The 16718-nt window shown below is 75.0% G+C and carries 19 protein-coding genes; 8 read left to right on the top strand and 11 right to left on the bottom strand.

Features of this window, described 5'->3' with window-relative positions; translation table 11 throughout:
• Positions 1–186: 186 nt before the first annotated feature.
• From ACWIX6_RS01430 to ACWIX6_RS01410, 5 genes are all read left to right on the top strand, one after another.
• Positions 187–1047 carry a hypothetical protein gene (locus ACWIX6_RS01430; protein ID WP_448615063.1) on the top strand — a complete coding sequence of 287 codons (861 nt, stop codon included), beginning with the start codon at positions 187–189 and terminating at the stop codon, positions 1045–1047.
• 101 nt (positions 1048–1148) lie between these two features.
• Positions 1149–1682: a hypothetical protein gene (locus ACWIX6_RS01425; protein ID WP_448615062.1), complete on the top strand. Its 534-nt coding sequence runs from the start codon at positions 1149–1151 to the stop codon at positions 1680–1682.
• Positions 1683–1747: 65 nt separating this feature from the next.
• A complete protein-coding gene (moaA, locus tag ACWIX6_RS01420; RefSeq protein ID WP_448615061.1) occupies positions 1748–2803 on the top strand; it encodes a GTP 3',8-cyclase MoaA in 1056 nt (351 codons plus the stop codon).
• Positions 2800–3054, top strand: coding sequence for a MoaD/ThiS family protein (locus ACWIX6_RS01415; protein WP_448615060.1), 255 nt, complete (start codon positions 2800–2802; stop codon positions 3052–3054). Before moaA ends, ACWIX6_RS01415 begins: the two co-directional genes overlap by 4 nt.
• A gap of 77 nt (positions 3055–3131) precedes the next feature.
• A complete protein-coding gene (locus ACWIX6_RS01410; protein ID WP_448615059.1) occupies positions 3132–3368 on the top strand; it encodes a hypothetical protein in 237 nt (78 codons plus the stop codon).
• A 13-nt stretch (positions 3369–3381) separates the two neighbouring features.
• Here the strand turns inward: ACWIX6_RS01410 and ACWIX6_RS01405 are convergent, their stop codons facing one another.
• The 7 genes from ACWIX6_RS01405 to ACWIX6_RS01375 form a co-directional block, all read right to left on the bottom strand.
• Entirely contained in the window at positions 3382–3816 is a 435-nt protein-coding gene (locus tag ACWIX6_RS01405) for a molybdenum cofactor biosynthesis protein MoaE (protein ID WP_448615058.1), read from the bottom strand.
• 20 nt (positions 3817–3836) lie between these two features.
• Complete coding sequence (locus ACWIX6_RS01400; RefSeq protein ID WP_448615057.1) at positions 3837–4445, bottom strand: LysE family translocator; 609 nt, start codon at positions 4443–4445, stop codon at positions 3837–3839.
• A gap of 20 nt (positions 4446–4465) precedes the next feature.
• Positions 4466–5035 carry a nucleotidyltransferase family protein gene (locus ACWIX6_RS01395; RefSeq protein WP_448615056.1) on the bottom strand — a complete coding sequence of 190 codons (570 nt, stop codon included), beginning with the start codon at positions 5033–5035 and terminating at the stop codon, positions 4466–4468.
• A gap of 106 nt (positions 5036–5141) precedes the next feature.
• Positions 5142–6191 (bottom strand): ABC transporter ATP-binding protein, encoded by a 1050-nt coding sequence (locus tag ACWIX6_RS01390; protein WP_448615055.1) that lies wholly within the window; start codon positions 6189–6191, stop codon positions 5142–5144.
• Positions 6188–6994, bottom strand: a complete 807-nt coding sequence (gene modB / locus ACWIX6_RS01385) for a molybdate ABC transporter permease subunit (RefSeq protein WP_448615054.1) — start codon at positions 6992–6994, stop codon at positions 6188–6190. The genes ACWIX6_RS01390 and modB overlap by 4 nt, the downstream gene beginning before the upstream one ends.
• The gene (modA, locus tag ACWIX6_RS01380; protein ID WP_448615053.1) at positions 6991–7818 is read right to left on the bottom strand and encodes a molybdate ABC transporter substrate-binding protein; all 828 of its coding nucleotides are present in this window, start codon (positions 7816–7818) and stop codon (positions 6991–6993) included. Before modA ends, modB begins: the two co-directional genes overlap by 4 nt.
• Positions 7819–7938: 120 nt before the next feature.
• Positions 7939–8334 (bottom strand): TOBE domain-containing protein, encoded by a 396-nt coding sequence (locus tag ACWIX6_RS01375; protein ID WP_448615052.1) that lies wholly within the window; start codon positions 8332–8334, stop codon positions 7939–7941.
• A gap of 83 nt (positions 8335–8417) precedes the next feature.
• Here ACWIX6_RS01375 and ACWIX6_RS01370 point away from each other — a divergent pair, with 83 nt between their 5' ends.
• Complete coding sequence (locus ACWIX6_RS01370; protein WP_448615051.1) at positions 8418–10157, top strand: RecQ family ATP-dependent DNA helicase; 1740 nt, start codon at positions 8418–8420, stop codon at positions 10155–10157.
• 10 nt (positions 10158–10167) lie between these two features.
• Here ACWIX6_RS01370 and ACWIX6_RS01365 read toward each other — a convergent pair whose 3' ends face one another.
• Positions 10168–12621, bottom strand: coding sequence for a PAS domain S-box protein (locus tag ACWIX6_RS01365; protein WP_448615050.1), 2454 nt, complete (start codon positions 12619–12621; stop codon positions 10168–10170).
• 120 nt (positions 12622–12741) lie between these two features.
• Between ACWIX6_RS01365 and ACWIX6_RS01360 the strand changes: the two genes are divergently transcribed.
• Both ACWIX6_RS01360 and ACWIX6_RS01355 read left to right on the top strand, forming a co-directional pair.
• Complete coding sequence (locus tag ACWIX6_RS01360) at positions 12742–14385, top strand: carbamoyltransferase family protein (RefSeq protein WP_448615049.1); 1644 nt, start codon at positions 12742–12744, stop codon at positions 14383–14385.
• A gap of 103 nt (positions 14386–14488) precedes the next feature.
• Positions 14489–15700, top strand: a complete 1212-nt coding sequence (locus ACWIX6_RS01355) for an acyl-CoA dehydrogenase family protein (RefSeq protein ID WP_448615048.1) — start codon at positions 14489–14491, stop codon at positions 15698–15700.
• Between the two features lie 82 nt (positions 15701–15782).
• Here the strand turns inward: ACWIX6_RS01355 and ACWIX6_RS01350 are convergent, their stop codons facing one another.
• From ACWIX6_RS01350 to ACWIX6_RS01340, 3 genes are read right to left on the bottom strand one after another with little or no spacing between them, the layout of a single operon-like run.
• Positions 15783–15980 (bottom strand): hypothetical protein, encoded by a 198-nt coding sequence (locus ACWIX6_RS01350; protein ID WP_448615047.1) that lies wholly within the window; start codon positions 15978–15980, stop codon positions 15783–15785.
• Between the two features lie 37 nt (positions 15981–16017).
• The gene (locus ACWIX6_RS01345; RefSeq protein WP_448615046.1) at positions 16018–16212 is read right to left on the bottom strand and encodes a hypothetical protein; all 195 of its coding nucleotides are present in this window, start codon (positions 16210–16212) and stop codon (positions 16018–16020) included.
• Positions 16209–16580: a VOC family protein gene (locus ACWIX6_RS01340; RefSeq protein WP_448615045.1), complete on the bottom strand. Its 372-nt coding sequence runs from the start codon at positions 16578–16580 to the stop codon at positions 16209–16211. Before ACWIX6_RS01340 ends, ACWIX6_RS01345 begins: the two co-directional genes overlap by 4 nt.
• Positions 16581–16718: the final 138 nt, after the last annotated feature.

Below are 16718 nucleotides of genomic sequence, written 5' to 3'. Positions count from 1 at the left end.
GCTTCTCGCGCTTCCTGGCCACAGGCGAGTGCGGGGGTGCCCGCCGGGCTCTCGGGTGGCGACCTGAACGTAGCAGCGTCAGCGGAGCGGCGTGTCTGGCGTGGCGGCTCGACTTGCTTGACCGTTCATGCATCAATGAGTAAGCCGTCGCACACGCACGGTGACACGTTCGCCTGGAGGACGCCCATGTCCCGCCCCCGCCTGCTCACCGCCCTGGTGCTCGCCGCCACCGTCCTGTTCACCCCCGGTGTCGCCGCCGCCTCGGGCGGGGACGACGGTGGTGCCGGAGACGGCGGCACGGCCGTCGTGTCCAGCACCGGCGACTTCGCCGTCACCGTCAACGGCCGCACGTCCAACCCGGCGACGGGCAAGGAGTTCCGCCTGGACGGTGTCACGCCCACCGGGCGCGTCCTGGTCCGCGGCACGCACGTCGGCTTCGCCATCGACCCGGCCACCCTCGGCGTCTACGACTACACGCTGACCGGCGCCCCTGACGCCCAGCGGATGGTGACCTCGCCGACCGTCGTCTTCGCCTCAAAGGTGCCGACGCTGAGCGCCGCCCAACTGCGCGGCGTGCGGATCGAGCAGCTCCGGCTGCGCGACGACACGCTCGTGGTGACCTTCTCCACCGCGGCCGGCAAGTTCAAGGTCCAGGCCAAGGACGCCCCGCAGGGCGGCATCTTCCAGATGGAGCAGGAGTTCGGCGGCGCCGTCGAGTACACCCACACGCTGGGCGCCGGCCTCTTCTACTTCGTCAACGAGTACACCGGGAAGGTCAACTTCGGGGACGGCGTGGCCGCCGACGCCACCCACCAGATGCTGCTGGGCAAGGACAGCCCGCAGGTGGCCACCAAGCTGCAGCAGACCGCGACGACGACCCGCTGGTCGGTCGCCTCCGGTGGGCGGATGGGCGGCGTCCTCGGCGAGGACTCGATCGAGCTGTCCGCCGGCGCCACCAACTGCACCACCGACTGCCAGGCCCGCAACCGCATCCAGGACTCCGTGCCGGTCCCGCCGGACCCGACCGACCCCACCCCGATCGGCTGACCCGGCACTCCGCCGGGCACCCGGAGCCCCCTGGCAGCACCGCTGCCAGGGGGCTCCGCCGCGTCCGGGGCGGGCCCGGGACGTGCGTCCACACTGGCCCGGTGACCACGTCCGGGAGCGCGCACGGCACCAGCCCCTCGGCCCGCCGGGTGGACGTCGCAGCGGCCCGGGCGGAGAGCCGGGTCTCGGCCTACGTCTACGGCAACGTCCTGGTGCTCGCGGCCGTGGTCGGCGCCTCCCCGGCAGCGGTCGCCTCCGGCGCCGCGGTGGCCATCGTCGCCGGCACCGTGCTGTCCACCTACGTCGCGCACGTGCTGGCGCACTCCATCGGCTCGCTGTTCGGTGGGCACGCCCTGGGGACGGCGGTGCGCGAGCACCTGCGCGACGCCGTCCCGATCATCAGCTCGGGCGCCACCCCGGCGGCGCTGCTCGGCGCGACCGCCCTGGACTGGCTCCCGGCGCTGTGGGGACAGGCCCTCGCCTCGGTCATCGTGCTGGGCCGGATCGCGGCCATCGGCATCGTCTACCGCCGGCTGCGGGAGGACGTCCCCGTCCGCCGGGCCTGGACCGTCGGCGCGACCGCGGCCGCCGTCGCCGGAGTGGCGGTGGTGCTGAAGCTCGCCCTCACCCACTGAGGTCCGTCCCCGGGGCCGTGAGCGGGACCGGCGCCGTCCGGCCGCCCGCCTACTACATTCGGCCTGTGACCACGGCCAGCCCTCTCCCCGACCCCAGGGTGCGACCGACCGAGCCGGCTGCGCCGGGCAGCGGCGGCCTGGTCGACCGGCACGGACGCGTCGCCACGGACCTGCGGGTCTCGCTGACCGACCGGTGCAACCTGCGCTGCAGCTACTGCATGCCGCCCGAGGGGCTGGACTGGCTGCCCAAGGTCGAGGTGCTCACCGACGACGAGATCGTCCGGCTGGTCCGGATCGGAGTGGAGCAGCTCGGCATCCGCGAGGTGCGGTTCACCGGCGGCGAGCCGCTGCTGCGGCCGGGGCTCCCCGGCATCGTCGCCGCCGCCACCGCGCTGCGCCCCCGGCCCGAGGTCAGCCTCACCACCAACGCGATCGGGCTGTCCCGGATGGCGCCGGCGCTGGCCGCCGCCGGCCTGGACCGGATCAACGTCAGCCTGGACACCCTGGACCGGGACCGGTTCAAGCAGCTGACCCACCGGGACCGGCTCGACGACGTGCTGGCCGGGCTGCAGGCCGCGAAGGACGCCGGCCTCACCCCGGTCAAGGTCAACGCGGTGCTGCTGCGCGGCATCAACGAGGACGACGCCGTCCCGCTGCTGGAGTACTGCCTCGAGCACGGGTACGAGCTGCGCTTCATCGAGCAGATGCCGCTGGACGCCCACCACGCGTGGACCCGCGGCGAGATGGTCACCGCGGAGGACATCCTGGCCCGGCTGACCGCCGCCCACACCCTCGTCCCCGATGTGGAGGAGCGCGGCGCGGCGCCCGCGGAGCGCTGGCTGGTCGACGGCACCGGGCTCACGGTCGGCGTGATCGCCTCGGTGACCCGTTCCTTCTGCGGCGCCTGCGACCGCACCCGGCTCACCGCCGACGGACAGATCCGCAACTGCCTGTTCGCCCGCGAGGAGTCCGACCTGCGGACGGCGATGCGCGAGGGGGCCACCGACGCCGAGCTCGCCGATCGCTGGCGGATCGCCACGCTGTCCAAGCTCCCCGGGCACGGCATCGACGACCCGGCCTTCCTGCAGCCCAGCCGGCCGATGTCGGCCATCGGAGGGTGACGGTGCCGGGGACGGTGACCGTCCGGTACTTCGCCGGCGCACGGGCAGCCGCGGGGGTGGACACCGAGACCCGCGAGGCCGGGACGCTGGCCGACCTGGTCGGGCAGATCGTGGACGAGCACGGGGAGCGGCTGGAGCGGGTGCTCACCGCCTGCTCGTTCCTGGTCGACGGGACCTCGACGCGGGACCGCGCGTTGCCCCTGGCACCCGGCGCCGTCGTCGACGTCCTGCCCCCGTTCGCCGGAGGATGAGGAAGGACCCCCTGCCCCCCGCTGCTCGCGAGCTCGGCGCAGGCCCCTGGAGAACGGCCGTTCCACAAGGAGGAGCCATGAGCGTGTTCGGCAGGGCGAAGGCCAAGGCGGAGGAGCTGCTCGGCCGCGCCGAGCAGGTCTACGGCGAGTCGCACGGGGACGCCGCGGCGACCCTGGACGGCGAGGCCCGGCGACTGGAGGCCGAGGCCGAGGAGGAGCGCGCCGAGCGTGACCGGGCCGGACAGGAGGGCGAGCGGGAGGCGGAAGGCCGGCACCGCCACCCCGACGACGACGGGCTGGCCGGAGCGCGCTGACCCCGGGGCCGCCTCAGGGGCAGGCCACCCACTCCTCCTGGCCGTCGGTGAACACCTGGCGCTTCCAGATCGGCAGCCGGGCCTTCACCTCGTCGACCAGCTCGGCGCAGGCGGTGAAGGCGGCGCCGCGGTGGGCGGCGCTCACCGCGCAGGCCAGCGCGACGTCGCCGATGCCCAGCAGCCCGACCCGGTGCGAGACCGCGAGGGCCCGCACGTCCGGGCGGGCGGCGAACTCGGCGGCGATCTCGGCGATCAGGTTCTCCGCGGTCGGGTGGCCGACGTACTCGAGCTCGGTGACCGAGCGCCCGCCGTCGTGGTCGCGGACCACGCCGCAGAAGGACACCACGGCGCCGGCCGCCTTGTCGGCGACCGCGGCCTCGTGCTCGCCGATGGACAGCGGCTGGTCGGTGACCTGGGCCAGCAGCGGGGCGGTGGCGGGGGTGCTCACGGCCGCGAACCTACCCGCGCTCAGCGGGACGTGACGGCCAGCCGGGCGCCCAGCGCGACGAAGGACCCGGCGAGGACCCGCCGCAGCCAGGTCATCACCCGGGGACGGGAGACCACGCGGTCCCGGACGCCGGCGGCGCACGTCCCGTAGCCCACGAAGACGACGAAGGTCAGCACCATGAAGACGCCGCTGAGCTGCAGCATCTGCGGGAGAGCGGGCTGCCCGGGGGTGACGAACTGCGGCAGGAAGGCGAAGAAGAAGATCGTCAGCTTCGGGTTGAGCAGGTTCACCAGGACCCCGGAACCGATCACCCGGGCCGTGGACCGGGGCGAGCTGTCCCCGCGGACGTCGAGTGCCCCCTTCTCCCGGAGCGTCGCCCAGGCCATGTACAGCAGGTACGCCACGCCGAGGTACTTCAGCACCTGGAAGGCCAGGGCGCTGGTGTGCAGCAGGGCGGCGAGGCCGGTCACCGCGGCCAGCACGTGCGGGACGATGCCCAGCGTGCAGCCCACCGCGGCGACCACGCTGGCCCGCGCACCGCGGGAGAGCCCGGCGGCCAGCGTGTAGACCACGCCGGTGCCCGGGGTGGCGACGACGACCAGGGTGGTCACCAGGAACTCGGCTGTCACCCGCGCGACCGTACCGCTGGTCAGCCGGGCGGGACGTCGAGGTCGGTGGGGTCGGCCAGCCCGGTGCAGTCGACCTCGGTGACCGGGTGGGCGGCCAGGTAGCTGCGCGCGCCCTCGTCGCCGGTCGCGCTCGCCGCCACCCCGGCCCAGTGCTCACGGCCCAGCAGCACCGGGTGGCCGCGGACGCCGTCGTAGGTGGGCACGGCCAGCACGTCGGGCGCCGCGTGCTCCGCCATCGCGGCCAGCGCCGCCGCCGTCATCCCGGGCATGTCCACCAGCAGCACCAGCGCGGCGTCCACCCTCCCCGGCCAGCCCCGCAGGCCGTCCAGCCCGGTGCGCAGCGAGGAGGCCATCCCGGTCTCCCAGTCCCGGTTGGCCAGCACCGTGGCGCCGGTGAGGTCGGCGGTCCGCCACACGTCGACCGCCTGCGCCCCGAGGACGACGAGCACCGGGTCGCAGACGGCCCTCGCCGTCCGCACGGCGCGTTCCACCAGCAGGCTGCCCTCGTACTCGACGAGCGCCTTCGGCATCCCGTACCGCCGGCCGCCCCCGGCGGCCAGCACCAGCGCAGCGACGGGTCGGTCGGTCACTCCCCCACCCTGCCATCCCGCCGGCCCAGCCCTGGCCGACCGCACGGCTTCGGCCCCGTCCGGAGGCTCAGCCCGAGCTTGCGAGGGCTGAGGGGGACGGGGTCCTTCAACGGGCGTAGACGGTGACCTCGGCGGCCTTGACCGACGCCCACACCCACGACCCGGGCGCGAGGCCCAGCTCGGCGAAGGACGTGGCGGTCACGTCGGCGGTCAGCGGCACCTCGCCGGCCAGGTCGCAGCGCACCACCGAGCCGTGCGGGGTGGCGGAGGCCAGCTGCAGGTGCCAGACGTTGCGCGGGCTGCCCGTCGGCCGCTCCGGGTACAGCGCCACCGACTCGGGCCGGACGGCGGCGAACACCGGTCCGCTGACCTCCTCGGGCGCCACCACCGTGCCGCCGCCCTCCAGGCGCACCTCGCGGCCGGCCCCGGTGCCCGGCAGCAGCACCAGCCCCACCAGCCGGGCCACGTAGTCGGTGCGCGGCCGCCGGGCGACGTCCGCGGGGGTGCCGGCCTGCACCACGGAGCCCTCCTCCACGACCGCGACCCGGTCGGCCAGCGCCATCGCGTCGACCGGGTCGTGGCTGACCAGCACCGTGCTGCCCCCGAACTCCGCCAGGTGCCGGCGCAGCTCGGCGCGCACGGTGAGCCGGGTGCGCGCGTCCAGCGCCGACAGCGGCTCGTCCAGCAGCAGCAGCCGGGGGTCGACCACCAGCGCGCGGGCCAGCGCGGCCCGCTGCGCCTGCCCGCCGGACAGCTCGCCGGGACGCCGGCCGCCGAGGCCCTCGAGTCCCACCCGGGCCAGCCACGCCTCGGCGGCCGCGCGGGCCGGCGCCCGCCGGGTGCCGCGGGTGCGCAGCCCGAAGGCCACGTTGTCCGCGACGGACAGGTGCGGGAACAGCAGGTGGTCCTGGAACACCATGCCCAGCGAGCGGCGGTGCGCCGGGAGCGGGCGGACGCCGTCGTCCCAGACCGGCTCCCCGTCGACCTCGACGCGGCCGGCGTCCAGCGGCAGCAGGCCGGCGAGCACCCGCAGCACGGTGGACTTGCCCGCGCCGTTGGGTCCCAGCAGGGCGAGCACCTCGCCGTCGGCGACGGCCAGGTCGACGTCGACCGCCAGCGACCCGCGCTGGACTCCGACCCGCGCCCGCAGGCTCATGCCGTCGCCCCGCCGCGGCCCAGCCAGTTGCCCCGCAGCAGCACCAGGGTGCCCAGCGAGACGGCGAGCAGCACCAGGCTCAGCGCGATCGCGGCGTCCGGGTCGGACTGCAGTGCCAGGTAGACCGCCAGCGGCATGGTCTGCGTCGTCCCGGGGAAGTTGCCGGCGAAGGTGATGGTCGCGCCGAACTCGCCCAGCGCCCGCGCCCAGCACAGCACCGCGCCGGCGGCCACCCCGGGGGCCACCAGCGGCAGGGTGACCCGGCGGAACGTGGTCCACCGGTCGGCGCCCAGGGTGGCGGCGGCGTCCTCGAACCGGGCGTCGGCGGCCCGCAGCGCGCCCTCCACGCTGATCACCAGGAACGGCATGGCCACGAACGTCTCGGCGATGACCACCGCCGTCGTGGTGAACGGGATGGTCAGGTCGAAGGTCTCGAACAGCCAACGCCCGATCAGCCCCTGGCGGCCGAGCACCAGGAACAGCGCCACGCCGCCGACCACCGGGGGCAGCACCAGCGGCACGGTGACCAGCGCCCGCAGCACCGTCCGGCCGCGCACCCGGGACCGGGCGAGCACCCAGGCCAGCGGCACGCCCAGCAGCAGCGAGAGCAGCGTGGCCAGGGTCGCCGACACCAGGGACAGCCGCAGCGCCGAGCCGACCCCGGGCCGGGTCAGTGCCGGCAGCAGGTCCGGCCAGGGCGCGCGCACGACCAGGCCGACCAGCGGCAGCACCAGGAAGGCGACCGCCAGGACGGCGGGGACGAGCAGCGGGACCGGGACCCCGCCGTCACGCGAGGCCCTCACGGGGCGAGGAAGCCGGCGTCCGCCAGGGCCTGCCGTCCCTCCTCGGAGGTGACCAGGTCCACGAACGCCTGGGCGGCGACCGGGTTGGGCGCGTCGCCCAGGACCGCGACCGGGTAGCGGTTGCCGGCCGGCTCGGCCTCCCGGAACGCGAAGGCCAGCACCGAGTCGCCGGCCGACCTCACGTCGGTGACGTACACCAGGCCCGCGTCGACCTCGCCCAGCTCCACCTTGGTCAGGACGGCGCGCACGTCCTCCTCGTAGGTGTCCGGCTCGTCGCCGAGCCCGGTGGAGCCCAGCACCTGGGCAGCCGCCGCTCCGCACGGCACCTCCGCGGCGCACACGGCCAGGGTCACGTCGGGCGGGAGGACGTCGGCCAGCGAGGGGATCCCGGCTCCCTCCGGTAGCTCGATGCCGGCCGGGTTCTCCCGGGGGACGACGAGCATCAGCCGGTTCTCGGCGAACACCTCCGGCTCCTCGGCGAGGCCGGCGTCGGCCACCCGCGCCATCTGCGCCTCGTCGGCCGCGGCGAAGACATCGGCCGGGGCGCCCTGGGCGATCTGGGTGGCCAGCGCGGAGCTGCCGGCGAAGTTGAACTGCACGGTGAGGTCCGGGTTCTCCGCCTCCAGCTGCTCGCCGAACCCGGTGAACACGTCGGTGAGGGAGGCGGCGGCGAAGACGGTGACCGTGCCGGTCGGGGTGTCCCCGGCCGGGGACGTCTCACCGGCGGGCGTCGACCCGGCTGCGGCGTCCGGGGACGAGCCGCCGCACGCGGTGAGGGCCAGCAGGGCCGCGGCCGGCACCACGAGCAGGGCACGGGACGTCATTCCGGTCCTCCCTCCCGCCGGGCCGACAGGAGCGGACCGCGCGAGCGGCACCATAGCCCACAAGTGCCCGTTGCTGCGGACCGTCGTCGCCACCCGTCCCGCACCTGCGGTCCGCCGGGCTCAGGGCACGTCCACGCTCACCTGGGTGGCCTTCACGGTGGCCACCGCCCGGACGCCGACGTCCAGGCCCAGCTCGTCGGCGGCCTCCCGGGACATCAGCGACACCAGCCGGAACGGCCCGGCCTGGATCTCCACCTGGGCCATGACGGTGTCCCGGACCACCCGGGTGACCAGCCCCGGGAGCCGGTTGCGCGCCGAGGACGACCGGGTGGCACCCGGCTGCGGGGCGGAGTGCAGCTCGGTGGCCACCCGGGCGAGGTCCGCTCCGTCCACCTGGGCGGGCCCGCCGGCCGGGCGGGTGGCGGCGAGCCGGTCGCTCTCGATCCACCGGCGGACGGTGTCGTCGCTGACACCGAGCAGCGCGGCGGCCTCGGCGATCCGGTAGGAGGCGGGCATGCGGGCACGGTAGCTGCGGCTCCGCGCCCCGGCGCCCACCTGGACGCCGTTTGTCGATCTCGGGCGCCGGGAAACCGGCGCCGGTGCCCCCGCGAACCGACACCGCTCCTGCCGACACCGTTGCCGCCGACGTCCTGACCACGGCGGGGGGCTCGGCCTCCGTCCGCACCCGCCGCATCCGGCAGACCGCTCGCGAGGTGCTGGGCTTCGCCGACTTCCGCCCCGGCCAGGAGGCGGCCATGAAGTCGATCGTCGCCGGCCGGGACACCCTCGCCGTGCTGCCCTCCGGCGCCGGCAAGTCGGCGGTCTACACGGTCGCCGGGCTGCTGCTGGAGGGCCCGGTGCTCGTGGTGTCGCCGCTGATCGCCCTGCAACGCGACCAGGTGCAGCGCCTCGAGGACCTCGGCCCCGAGGTCGGCGGCGTCGCCCTGCTCAACTCCACCCTGTCCGCGCTGGAGCACCAGGCGGTGCTCGACGGGCTGGGTGACGGAACGGTCCGCTTCTGCTTCCTCGCCCCGGAGCAGCTGGCCAAGCCCGAGGTCGTGGCGGCCATCCGGCAGGCCGGGCCCGCCCTGTTCGTGGTCGACGAGGCGCACTGCGTGTCCGCCTGGGGCCACGACTTCCGCCCGGACTACCTGCGCCTGGGGGGGGTGGTGGAGCAGCTGGGGCACCCGCCGGTGCTGGCGCTGACCGCCACCGCGGCGCCGCCGGTCCGGGCGGAGATCGTGGAGCGACTGGACATGCGGGACCCGGCGGTCGTCGTCGCCGGTTTCGACCGGCCGGAGATCCGGCTGGAGGTCGAGCAGCACGCCGACGCCGAGGGCAAGCGCCGCGCCGTCCTGGACCGGACCACGGAGCTGACCGAGCGGGGCACCGGGATCGTCTACAGCGCCACCCGCCGGGGGACCGAGGACCTCGCCGCCGCGCTGGCCGACCGCGGGCTGTCGGTGGCGGCCTACCACGCCGGGCTGCGCAAGGCCGACCGCGAGGAGGTCCAGCGGCAGTTCATGGCCGGTGAGCTGGCCGTCGTCGTCGCGACCACCGCCTTCGGCATGGGGATCGACAACCCGAACGTGCGGTTCGTGGTGCACGCCGAGCCGGCCGACTCGGTGGACAGCTACTACCAGGAGATCGGCCGGGCGGGGCGGGACGGCGAGCCCGCCCTCGCCCTGCTGGTGTACCGCCAGGAGGACCTGGGACTGCGCCGCTTCTTCGCCGCCGGCGCCCCGGCCGAGGAGGAGCTCCAGCAGGTCGCCGGCCTGGTCGCCGCCGGTGTCGAGTCCGGCATGGACGGCGTGGACGTGCGCGAGCTCCGCGAGGAGACCGGCCGGGCGGCCACGCCGCTGGTCCGGGACCTGAACCTGCTGGAGCAGGCCGGAGCGGTGGTGCTGGACGAGGAGGGGACGGCGTCCCCCGCGCCCGGCGCCCCGGCGCCCGGCGACGCGGCCGCGGCGGCCCGCGAGCTGGCCGAGCACCACCAGCAGGTGGACGAGAGCCGGGTGGAGATGATGCGCGGCTACGCCGAGACGACCGGCTGCCGCCGGCAGTTCCTGCTCGGCTACTTCGGCGAGCAGCTGGACGAGCCCTGCGGCAACTGCGACACCTGCTCGGACGGGACGGCGCTGCGGCACCAGCCCGACGTCACCGAGGACCAGCCGTTCCCGGTCGACACCGCGGTGGAGCACGCCGAGTGGGGCCCCGGGATCGTCATGCGGCACGAGGAGGACCGGGTCGTCGTCCTGTTCGAGACCGTCGGCTACAAGACCCTCGCGCTGCGCGCCGTCCTGGAGCACGACCTGCTGCGGCAGAGCGCCGGCACCTGAGCGGCTCCGGTCACCCCGCCGGGACCGGCACGGGCCCGGAGTCGGTGGCCTCGTCGAGCAGCCGGCGGAAGTCGGCGAGCCGGACCGGCTTGGTCAGGAACTCCTGGACCCCGGCCTCCTCGAACGCGGCCCGCTGGTCCTCCCCGGTGCTGGCGGTCAGCGCCACCAGCCGGGTCGCCGCGGCCGGTCCGGGCAGCGCGCGGATCGCCGCGGCCGCCTCCACGCCGGACATCCGCGGCATGTGGTTGTCCAGCAGGACCAGGTCGAAGGCCTCCCGCCGCACCGCCTCCACGGCCTCGTCGCCGTCCTCCACCGTGACGACGTCGGCGCCGATGCTGGTCAGCAGCGCGGTGGCCACCATCAGGTTGATCTCGCTGTCGTCGGCGAGCAGCACCCGCGCCGGCCGCTCCCCGGCGACGGGGGCACCGCCGTCCGGCGCGCCGCCGGGCTCGCCGTCGGCGGAGGAACGGGGCGCGCCGGCGCCGGCGACCGGCAGCTCGACCTCGACGACGAACGTCGAACCCTCCCCCGGCGTGCTGCTGACCTCGATCCGGCCGCCCATCAGGTCGACCAGCCGCTGGCTCAGCGCCAGCCCGAGGCCCGTGCCGCCGTACCGCTGGCCCTGGGCGCCCTGCACGAAAGGCTGGAAGAGCTGGGCCAGCTCGCCGGCGGTCATCCCGGCACCGGTGTCCCGCACCGAGAAGCGGACCAGCGCGTGGTCCGCCTGCGCGGCGGCGGAGAGGCCGACGGCCAGGGTGACCTGCCCCCGGGCGGTGAACTTCACCGCGTTCCCCACCAGGTTCATCAGGATCTGGCGCAGCCGGGCCGGGTCGCCCACGAGCAGCTGGTCCGCCGGGGCCTCGAGCACCAGGCCCAGGCCCTTGCGCGCGGCCACCGGGCCCATCGCCGCGGTCACGTCGCTGGCCACGTCGCTGGGGCTGAAGTGCTCACCGGCCAGCACCACCGCGGTGGTCTCGGCCTTGGACAGGTCCAGCACGTCGTTGAGCAGCCGCAGCAGCGCCTCACCCGACCGCTGGGCCACCGACACGTACTCGGCCTGCTGGGCGGTCAGCCGCTGCAGCCCGAGCAGTTCCAGGGTGCCGAGCACACCGTTGAGGGGTGTCCGGATCTCGTGGCTGGCCGCGGCCAGGAAGGCGGTCTTGGCCCGGGTGCTGGCCAGCGCCTGGTCCCGCGCCTCGATGAGCGCCTCCTCGGCGGCCACCCGTCCGGTGACGTCGCGGAGGAACGCGTTGTACCGCCAGCCGTCCCGCCCGCGGCTGCGCCACAGCGTCAGCTCGACCGGCAGGGTGTGGCCGTCCTTGTGCCGGCCGGGGACCTGCACCTGCTGGCCCAGGATCCGGGCCTGCCCGCCGGCGCGCAGCCGCGCCAGGCCGGCCCGGTGCTGGGCCTGCATCTCCGCCGGGACGATCAGCTCGGCCAGGTCGCGGCCGAGCGCCTCCTCCCGCGACCAGCCGAAGGTCGCCTCCGCCGCCGGGTTCCAGTCCAGGACGGTGTTGTGCTCGTCGATGGACACCAGCGCGTCCGCGCAGGTGTCGACCAGGCCGGCCGCCTGCTCGGCGACCTGGGCGAGCTCCTGGGTGGCCCGCACCCGCTCGGTGACGTCCCGCGCGGCGGAGTGCAGCTCCAGCACCCACCCGTCGACGTCCCGGATCGGCGCCAGCCGGCTCTCCAGCCAGCGCAGCGACCCGTCGGCGTGCCAGGCCCGGAACAGCACCGACGCCCCGTCCCGCCGCCCCTCGAGCACCACGCGCATGGCCTCGACCAGGTCCGGCTCGTCCTCCCGGTGGACCTGGAGCAGCGGCGCGACCCCGACCCCGACCACCGGCGCGTGGCCGAGCACGTTGGCCAGGGACGGGGACACGTAGCGGACGGTGCCGTCGGGGGCCAGCCGGCACAGCACGTCGGCCGACCCCTCGGCCACCATCCGGAACAGCGCCGCCTGGTGCGCGGAGTCGCGTGCCTCGTGGGCCCGCTCGATCATCGCGGCGGCCTGCTGCGCGAGGTCACCCAGCGCCGCGCGCTGCACCTCGCTCAGCGCGCCGGGTTCCTCGGCGAAGACGCACAGCGAGCCGATCACCGACCCGTCGCCGAGGGAGATCGGCACCGAGGAGTAGAACCGGACGCTCGCCAGCCGGCCGTCCACCCACGGGTTGTCCGCGAACGCCGGCTCCAGGGCTGCGTCGACGACGTGCCGCAGCGCGGGCTCGCCCAGCGCGACGGCGCACATCGAGTCGGCCACGTCGGTGGTGCCGCCGCAGAAGCCGACCTCGCCGACCTGGTGCTGGAAGGCGTCGTCCAGCAGGTTGACCACGGCGGTGGGGGTGCCGCAGAGCGCCGCCGCCACCCGGGTCAGTGACCGCAGCTGCTCGACCGGAGCGTGTTCGGGGAGCCCGTAGGCCGAGAGCAGGGCGGCCGAGCGGGGCGGGAGCGGCGAGGACGACACACCTCTCCATCGGCCGTCCGGCCCGGGAACTGGAGCGTCCTCGTCCTGCGGGCTCGCCGCGCAGCGGTGATCATCATCAGAGGAGCGGGCGGCGGAGCCCGGTCGGGAGGAGTGCAGCGCGTGAAGGTCCTGGGCGTCAACGCCATCTACCACGACCCGGCGGCAGCCCTGGTCGTCGACGGCCGGGTGGTCGCCGCGGCCGAGGAGGAGCGCTTCAGCCGGCGCAAGCACGGCAAGCGCCCGTTGCCCTGGAGCGCCTGGGAGCTGCCCGAGCTGTCCGCCGCGTGGTGCCTGAAGGCCGCCGGCATCCGGCCGGAGGAACTCGACGCCGTCGCCTACTCCTTCGACCCGGCGCTGATGGGCCTGCCGGCGGACTCCGGGCTGTTCGACGACGGCGACACCATGCGCAAGAAGTACGCCGAGATGGCGCCGGACTTCCTCGCCCACGCCCTGCCCGGACTCGACCCGGCCAAGGTGCGCTTCGTCAAGCACCACGTGGCGCACGCCGCGTCGGCGGGACTGGCCGCGCCGCAGCGGGACAACGCGGTGCTGGTGCTCGACGGCCGCGGCGAGGCGCACAGCCACCTCGCGGGCCGCTACGTCGACGGCCGGCTGGAGGTCCTCGCCGGGCAGTCGCTGCCGCACTCCCTCGGCCTGATGTACGAGGAGCTCACCGACCACCTCGGCTTCCTGCGCAGCTCCGACGAGTTCAAGGTCATGGCGATGGCCAGCTACGGCAAGCCGCGGTTCCTCGGCGAGCTGTCCGAGCTGATCCGCGCCACCGGCGACGGCGGCTTCCGCACCGAGCGGATCGACTTCGCCGAGTTCGCGCCGCGGCTGGGCAAGGGCGAGGACTGGACCGAGGCCCACGCCGACCTCGCCGCCAGCGTGCAGACCCGGCTGGAGGAGGTGCTGGTCGACCTGGCCCGCTGGGTGCACGAGCAGACCGGCGAGAAGACGCTGACCATGGCCGGCGGCACCGCGCTCAACTGCGTGGCCAACACCCGCGTCCTCGCCGAGAGCCCGTTCGAGCAGGTGTGGGTGCAGCCGGCCGCCGGTGACGCCGGGACGGCGCTCGGCGCCGCCCTGCACGTGGCGCGCGAACTGGGCGAGGACACCGAGCCGATGCCCGGCGCGGCGCTGGGCCGGAGCTGGAGCGACGACGAGATCGAGCAGGTGCTCACGACCGCGGCGATCGACTACGAGCGCCCGGACGACGTCGCCGAGGCCGTCGCGGAGGTGCTGGCCGACAACGGCATCGTCGCCTGGTTCCAGGGGCGCAGCGAGTACGGCCCGCGCGCCCTGGGGCACCGCTCGCTGCTGGCCCACCCGGGCCACGAGGCCAACCTCGAGCGGATGAACGACGTCAAGGGCCGGGAGCAGTTCCGTCCGGTGGCGCCGATGGTGCTGCTGGAGCGCGCGCCGGAGATCTTCAGCCGCGGGCCGATCCCCTCGCCGTACATGCTCTTCGTGCACGACGTCGCCCCCGAGTGGAAGAGCCGCATCCCCACGGTGACCCACGTCGACGGGACGGCGCGGATCCAGACCATCGACCCGGACACCCAGCCGCTGGTGCACCGCATGATCAGCGCCTTCGAGCGGCGGACCGGGATCCCGGTCGTGGTGAACACCAGCCTGAACACGGCCGGCCGGCCGATGGTCGACGACCCGCGCGACGCGCTGGAGTGCTTCGGCTCGGCACCGGTGGACCTGCTGGCCATCGGTCCCTTCGTCGTCCGCCGGCCGAGACCGACCCGCAGGTGAGGACCGGTCCGCCGGGAGCCGCTGCTCCCGCCGGACCGACCCGCACCGCCCGGACACCGCCCCGGTGTCCGGGCGGTGCCGTGTGCGGCTACGGTCCGGGACCATGGACTTCGCCCTCTCCGCTCGAGCCGAGGACGTCACCGGTCGGATGTGGGACTTCATGCGGGAGTGCGTCTTCCCCGCTGAGCCCGTCTACGCCGAGTGGCGGGCCGCCCGCGGCCACGACGACCACGGCCACCCACCGGTGCTCGAAGAGCTCAAGGCCGAGGCGCGCAGCCGCGGCCTGTGGAACCTGTTCCACCACGAGCTCGCCGGGCTGACCAACCTGGAGTACGCCTCCGTCGCCGAGATCACCGGCTGGTCCCCGGTCATCGCGCCGGAGGCGATCAACACCGGCGCGCCGGACACCGGCAACATGGAGACCCTGATGCTCTTCGGGACCCCGGAGCAGAAGGAGCGCTGGCTGAACCCGCTGCTGGAGGGGGAGATCCGCTCCGGTTTCGCCATGACCGAGCCGGACGTCGCGTCGTCCGACGCGCGGAACATCCAGACCTCGATCGTGCGGGACGGCGACGACTACGTCATCAACGGCCGCAAGTGGTGGATCACCGGGACCGCCGACGAGCGCTGCCAGATCTTCATCGTGATGGGGAAGACCGACCCCGACGGCCCGCCGCACCGCCAGCAGTCGATGGTGCTCGTCCCCCGGGACACCCCGGGCTTCGAGATCGTCCGGCACCTGCCGGTCTTCGGGTACCAGGACCAGCACGGGCACTCGGAGCTGCGGTTCACCGACGTCCGGGTGCCGGCCACCAACATCCTGGCCGGTGAGGGCGACGGCTTCATGATCGCCCAGGCGCGGCTCGGGCCCGGCCGGATCCACCACTGCATGCGGGCCATCGGCATGGCCGAGCGGGCCCTGACCCTGATGGTCGAGCGGGCCACGTCCCGGGTCGCGTTCGGCCGGCCGCTGGCCGAGCAGGGCACCGTGCGCGAGTCGATCGCGCTGTCCCGGATCGAGATCGACCAGGCCCGCCTGCTGGTGCTCAAGACCGCCGACCTGATCGACAAGTACGGGGCCAAGGGGGCCCGCACCGAGATCTCGGCGATCAAGGTGGCCGCGCCGAAGGTGGCCCTGGACGTCATCGACCGGGCCATCCAGCTGCACGGCGGAGCCGGGGTCAGCGACGACACCCCGCTGGCCGGCTTCTGGGCGCACGCGCGGACCCTGCGCATCGTCGACGGCCCGGACGCCGTGCACATCCGCGGCGTCGCGAAGGAGGAGCTGGCCCGGGAGCGCCCCTACCGCGGGTGAAGGACCCCCGTGCCCCCGCCGCTCGCAGGCTCGCGGCGGGACCCTGCACGGGGGCCTACCCGGGGGGGCGTGCCGAGCGGCCTTAAGGCGCCAGGGAACCGCCGAAGCCGGCCGCGGCCAGCTTGGCCATCAGCTGGGTGCGGTCCAGGCCGATGGCCTCCAGCGCCTCGCCGTCCCGGTCGGTGTCGATCTGGTCCGGCAACCCGGCTGCCTTCTCGGCGGTGTCGTTGTCACCCTCGGTGCGCAGCACCGTCATGAGCTCGTCCTTGGTGATCTTCATCGCCCCGGTTTTCCCCGCCTGCGCCAGGTGAAACAGGTCACGTCCGCGAACGGCGGACCAGGACGACGCCCAGGACGGCCAGCACGACGCCCAGCGCCACCTGGCCGATGCCCACACCGGCGCGGTCGCTGCCGAACCAGGTCACGGAGGAGAACAGCAGGACGGCGGCCACCCCGAGCAGGAACAGGCCCGCGAGCCGCTCGCGGCCGCCCCGGCGGTCCGGCGCGGTCACGCCGCCGGCTCCAGGTCCTGGGTCAGGTTGACCGCGTTGCCGTCGGGGTCGCGCAGGTGCACCACCCGCTGGCCCCACGGCATGTCGGCCGGCGGGCTGAGCACCGTCCCCCCGAGCTCGGTCACCCGGTCCAGCAGGGCGTCGATCCCCGGCACCTCGATGCTGATCAGCAGTCGCTGCGCCGCCCCGAGGTCGGCGCCGGCGTCGGCGATCAGCCCGAGGTCGGAGTCGCCGAGCCGGAGGCCGACGTAGAACGGCGGCCCCTCGGCCGGCATCCGCTCCACCTCCTCCGCGCCCAGCAGCCGGCCGTAGAAGGCCAGCAGCCGGTCCAGGTCCGGCGTGATGATCATGGCGCGCACGGTGGTCACGGTGCCCAGCCTGCCGTCCGCGCGCGGGTCCGTCCGCACCCCCCTCCGGACGAGCGGCGTCCGGGCCGCCACCTGTGGCAACCTGACCTCCACGCGGGCACGGACCGTGCCGCGGCCCCGATCGGAGCAGGACGGCCT

Source organism: Modestobacter sp. URMC 112, from assembly GCF_053502575.1.
Note: the sequence above shows the minus strand (reverse complement) of the source record. Positions and strands in the feature narration are given on the sequence as shown.

Coding starts and splice junctions, on each gene's coding strand:
- ACWIX6_RS01350 (WP_448615047.1), bottom strand. CDS start 15,980: ATGAAGATCACCAAGGACGAGCTCATGACGGTGCTGCGCACCGAGGGT.
- modA (WP_448615053.1), bottom strand. CDS start 7,818: ATGACGTCCCGTGCCCTGCTCGTGGTGCCGGCCGCGGCCCTGCTGGCC.
- ACWIX6_RS01430 (WP_448615063.1), top strand. CDS start 187: ATGTCCCGCCCCCGCCTGCTCACCGCCCTGGTGCTCGCCGCCACCGTC.
- ACWIX6_RS01355 (WP_448615048.1), top strand. CDS start 14,489: ATGGACTTCGCCCTCTCCGCTCGAGCCGAGGACGTCACCGGTCGGATG.
- ACWIX6_RS01390 (WP_448615055.1), bottom strand. CDS start 6,191: ATGAGCCTGCGGGCGCGGGTCGGAGTCCAGCGCGGGTCGCTGGCGGTC.
- ACWIX6_RS01410 (WP_448615059.1), top strand. CDS start 3,132: ATGAGCGTGTTCGGCAGGGCGAAGGCCAAGGCGGAGGAGCTGCTCGGC.
- ACWIX6_RS01375 (WP_448615052.1), bottom strand. CDS start 8,334: ATGCCCGCCTCCTACCGGATCGCCGAGGCCGCCGCGCTGCTCGGTGTC.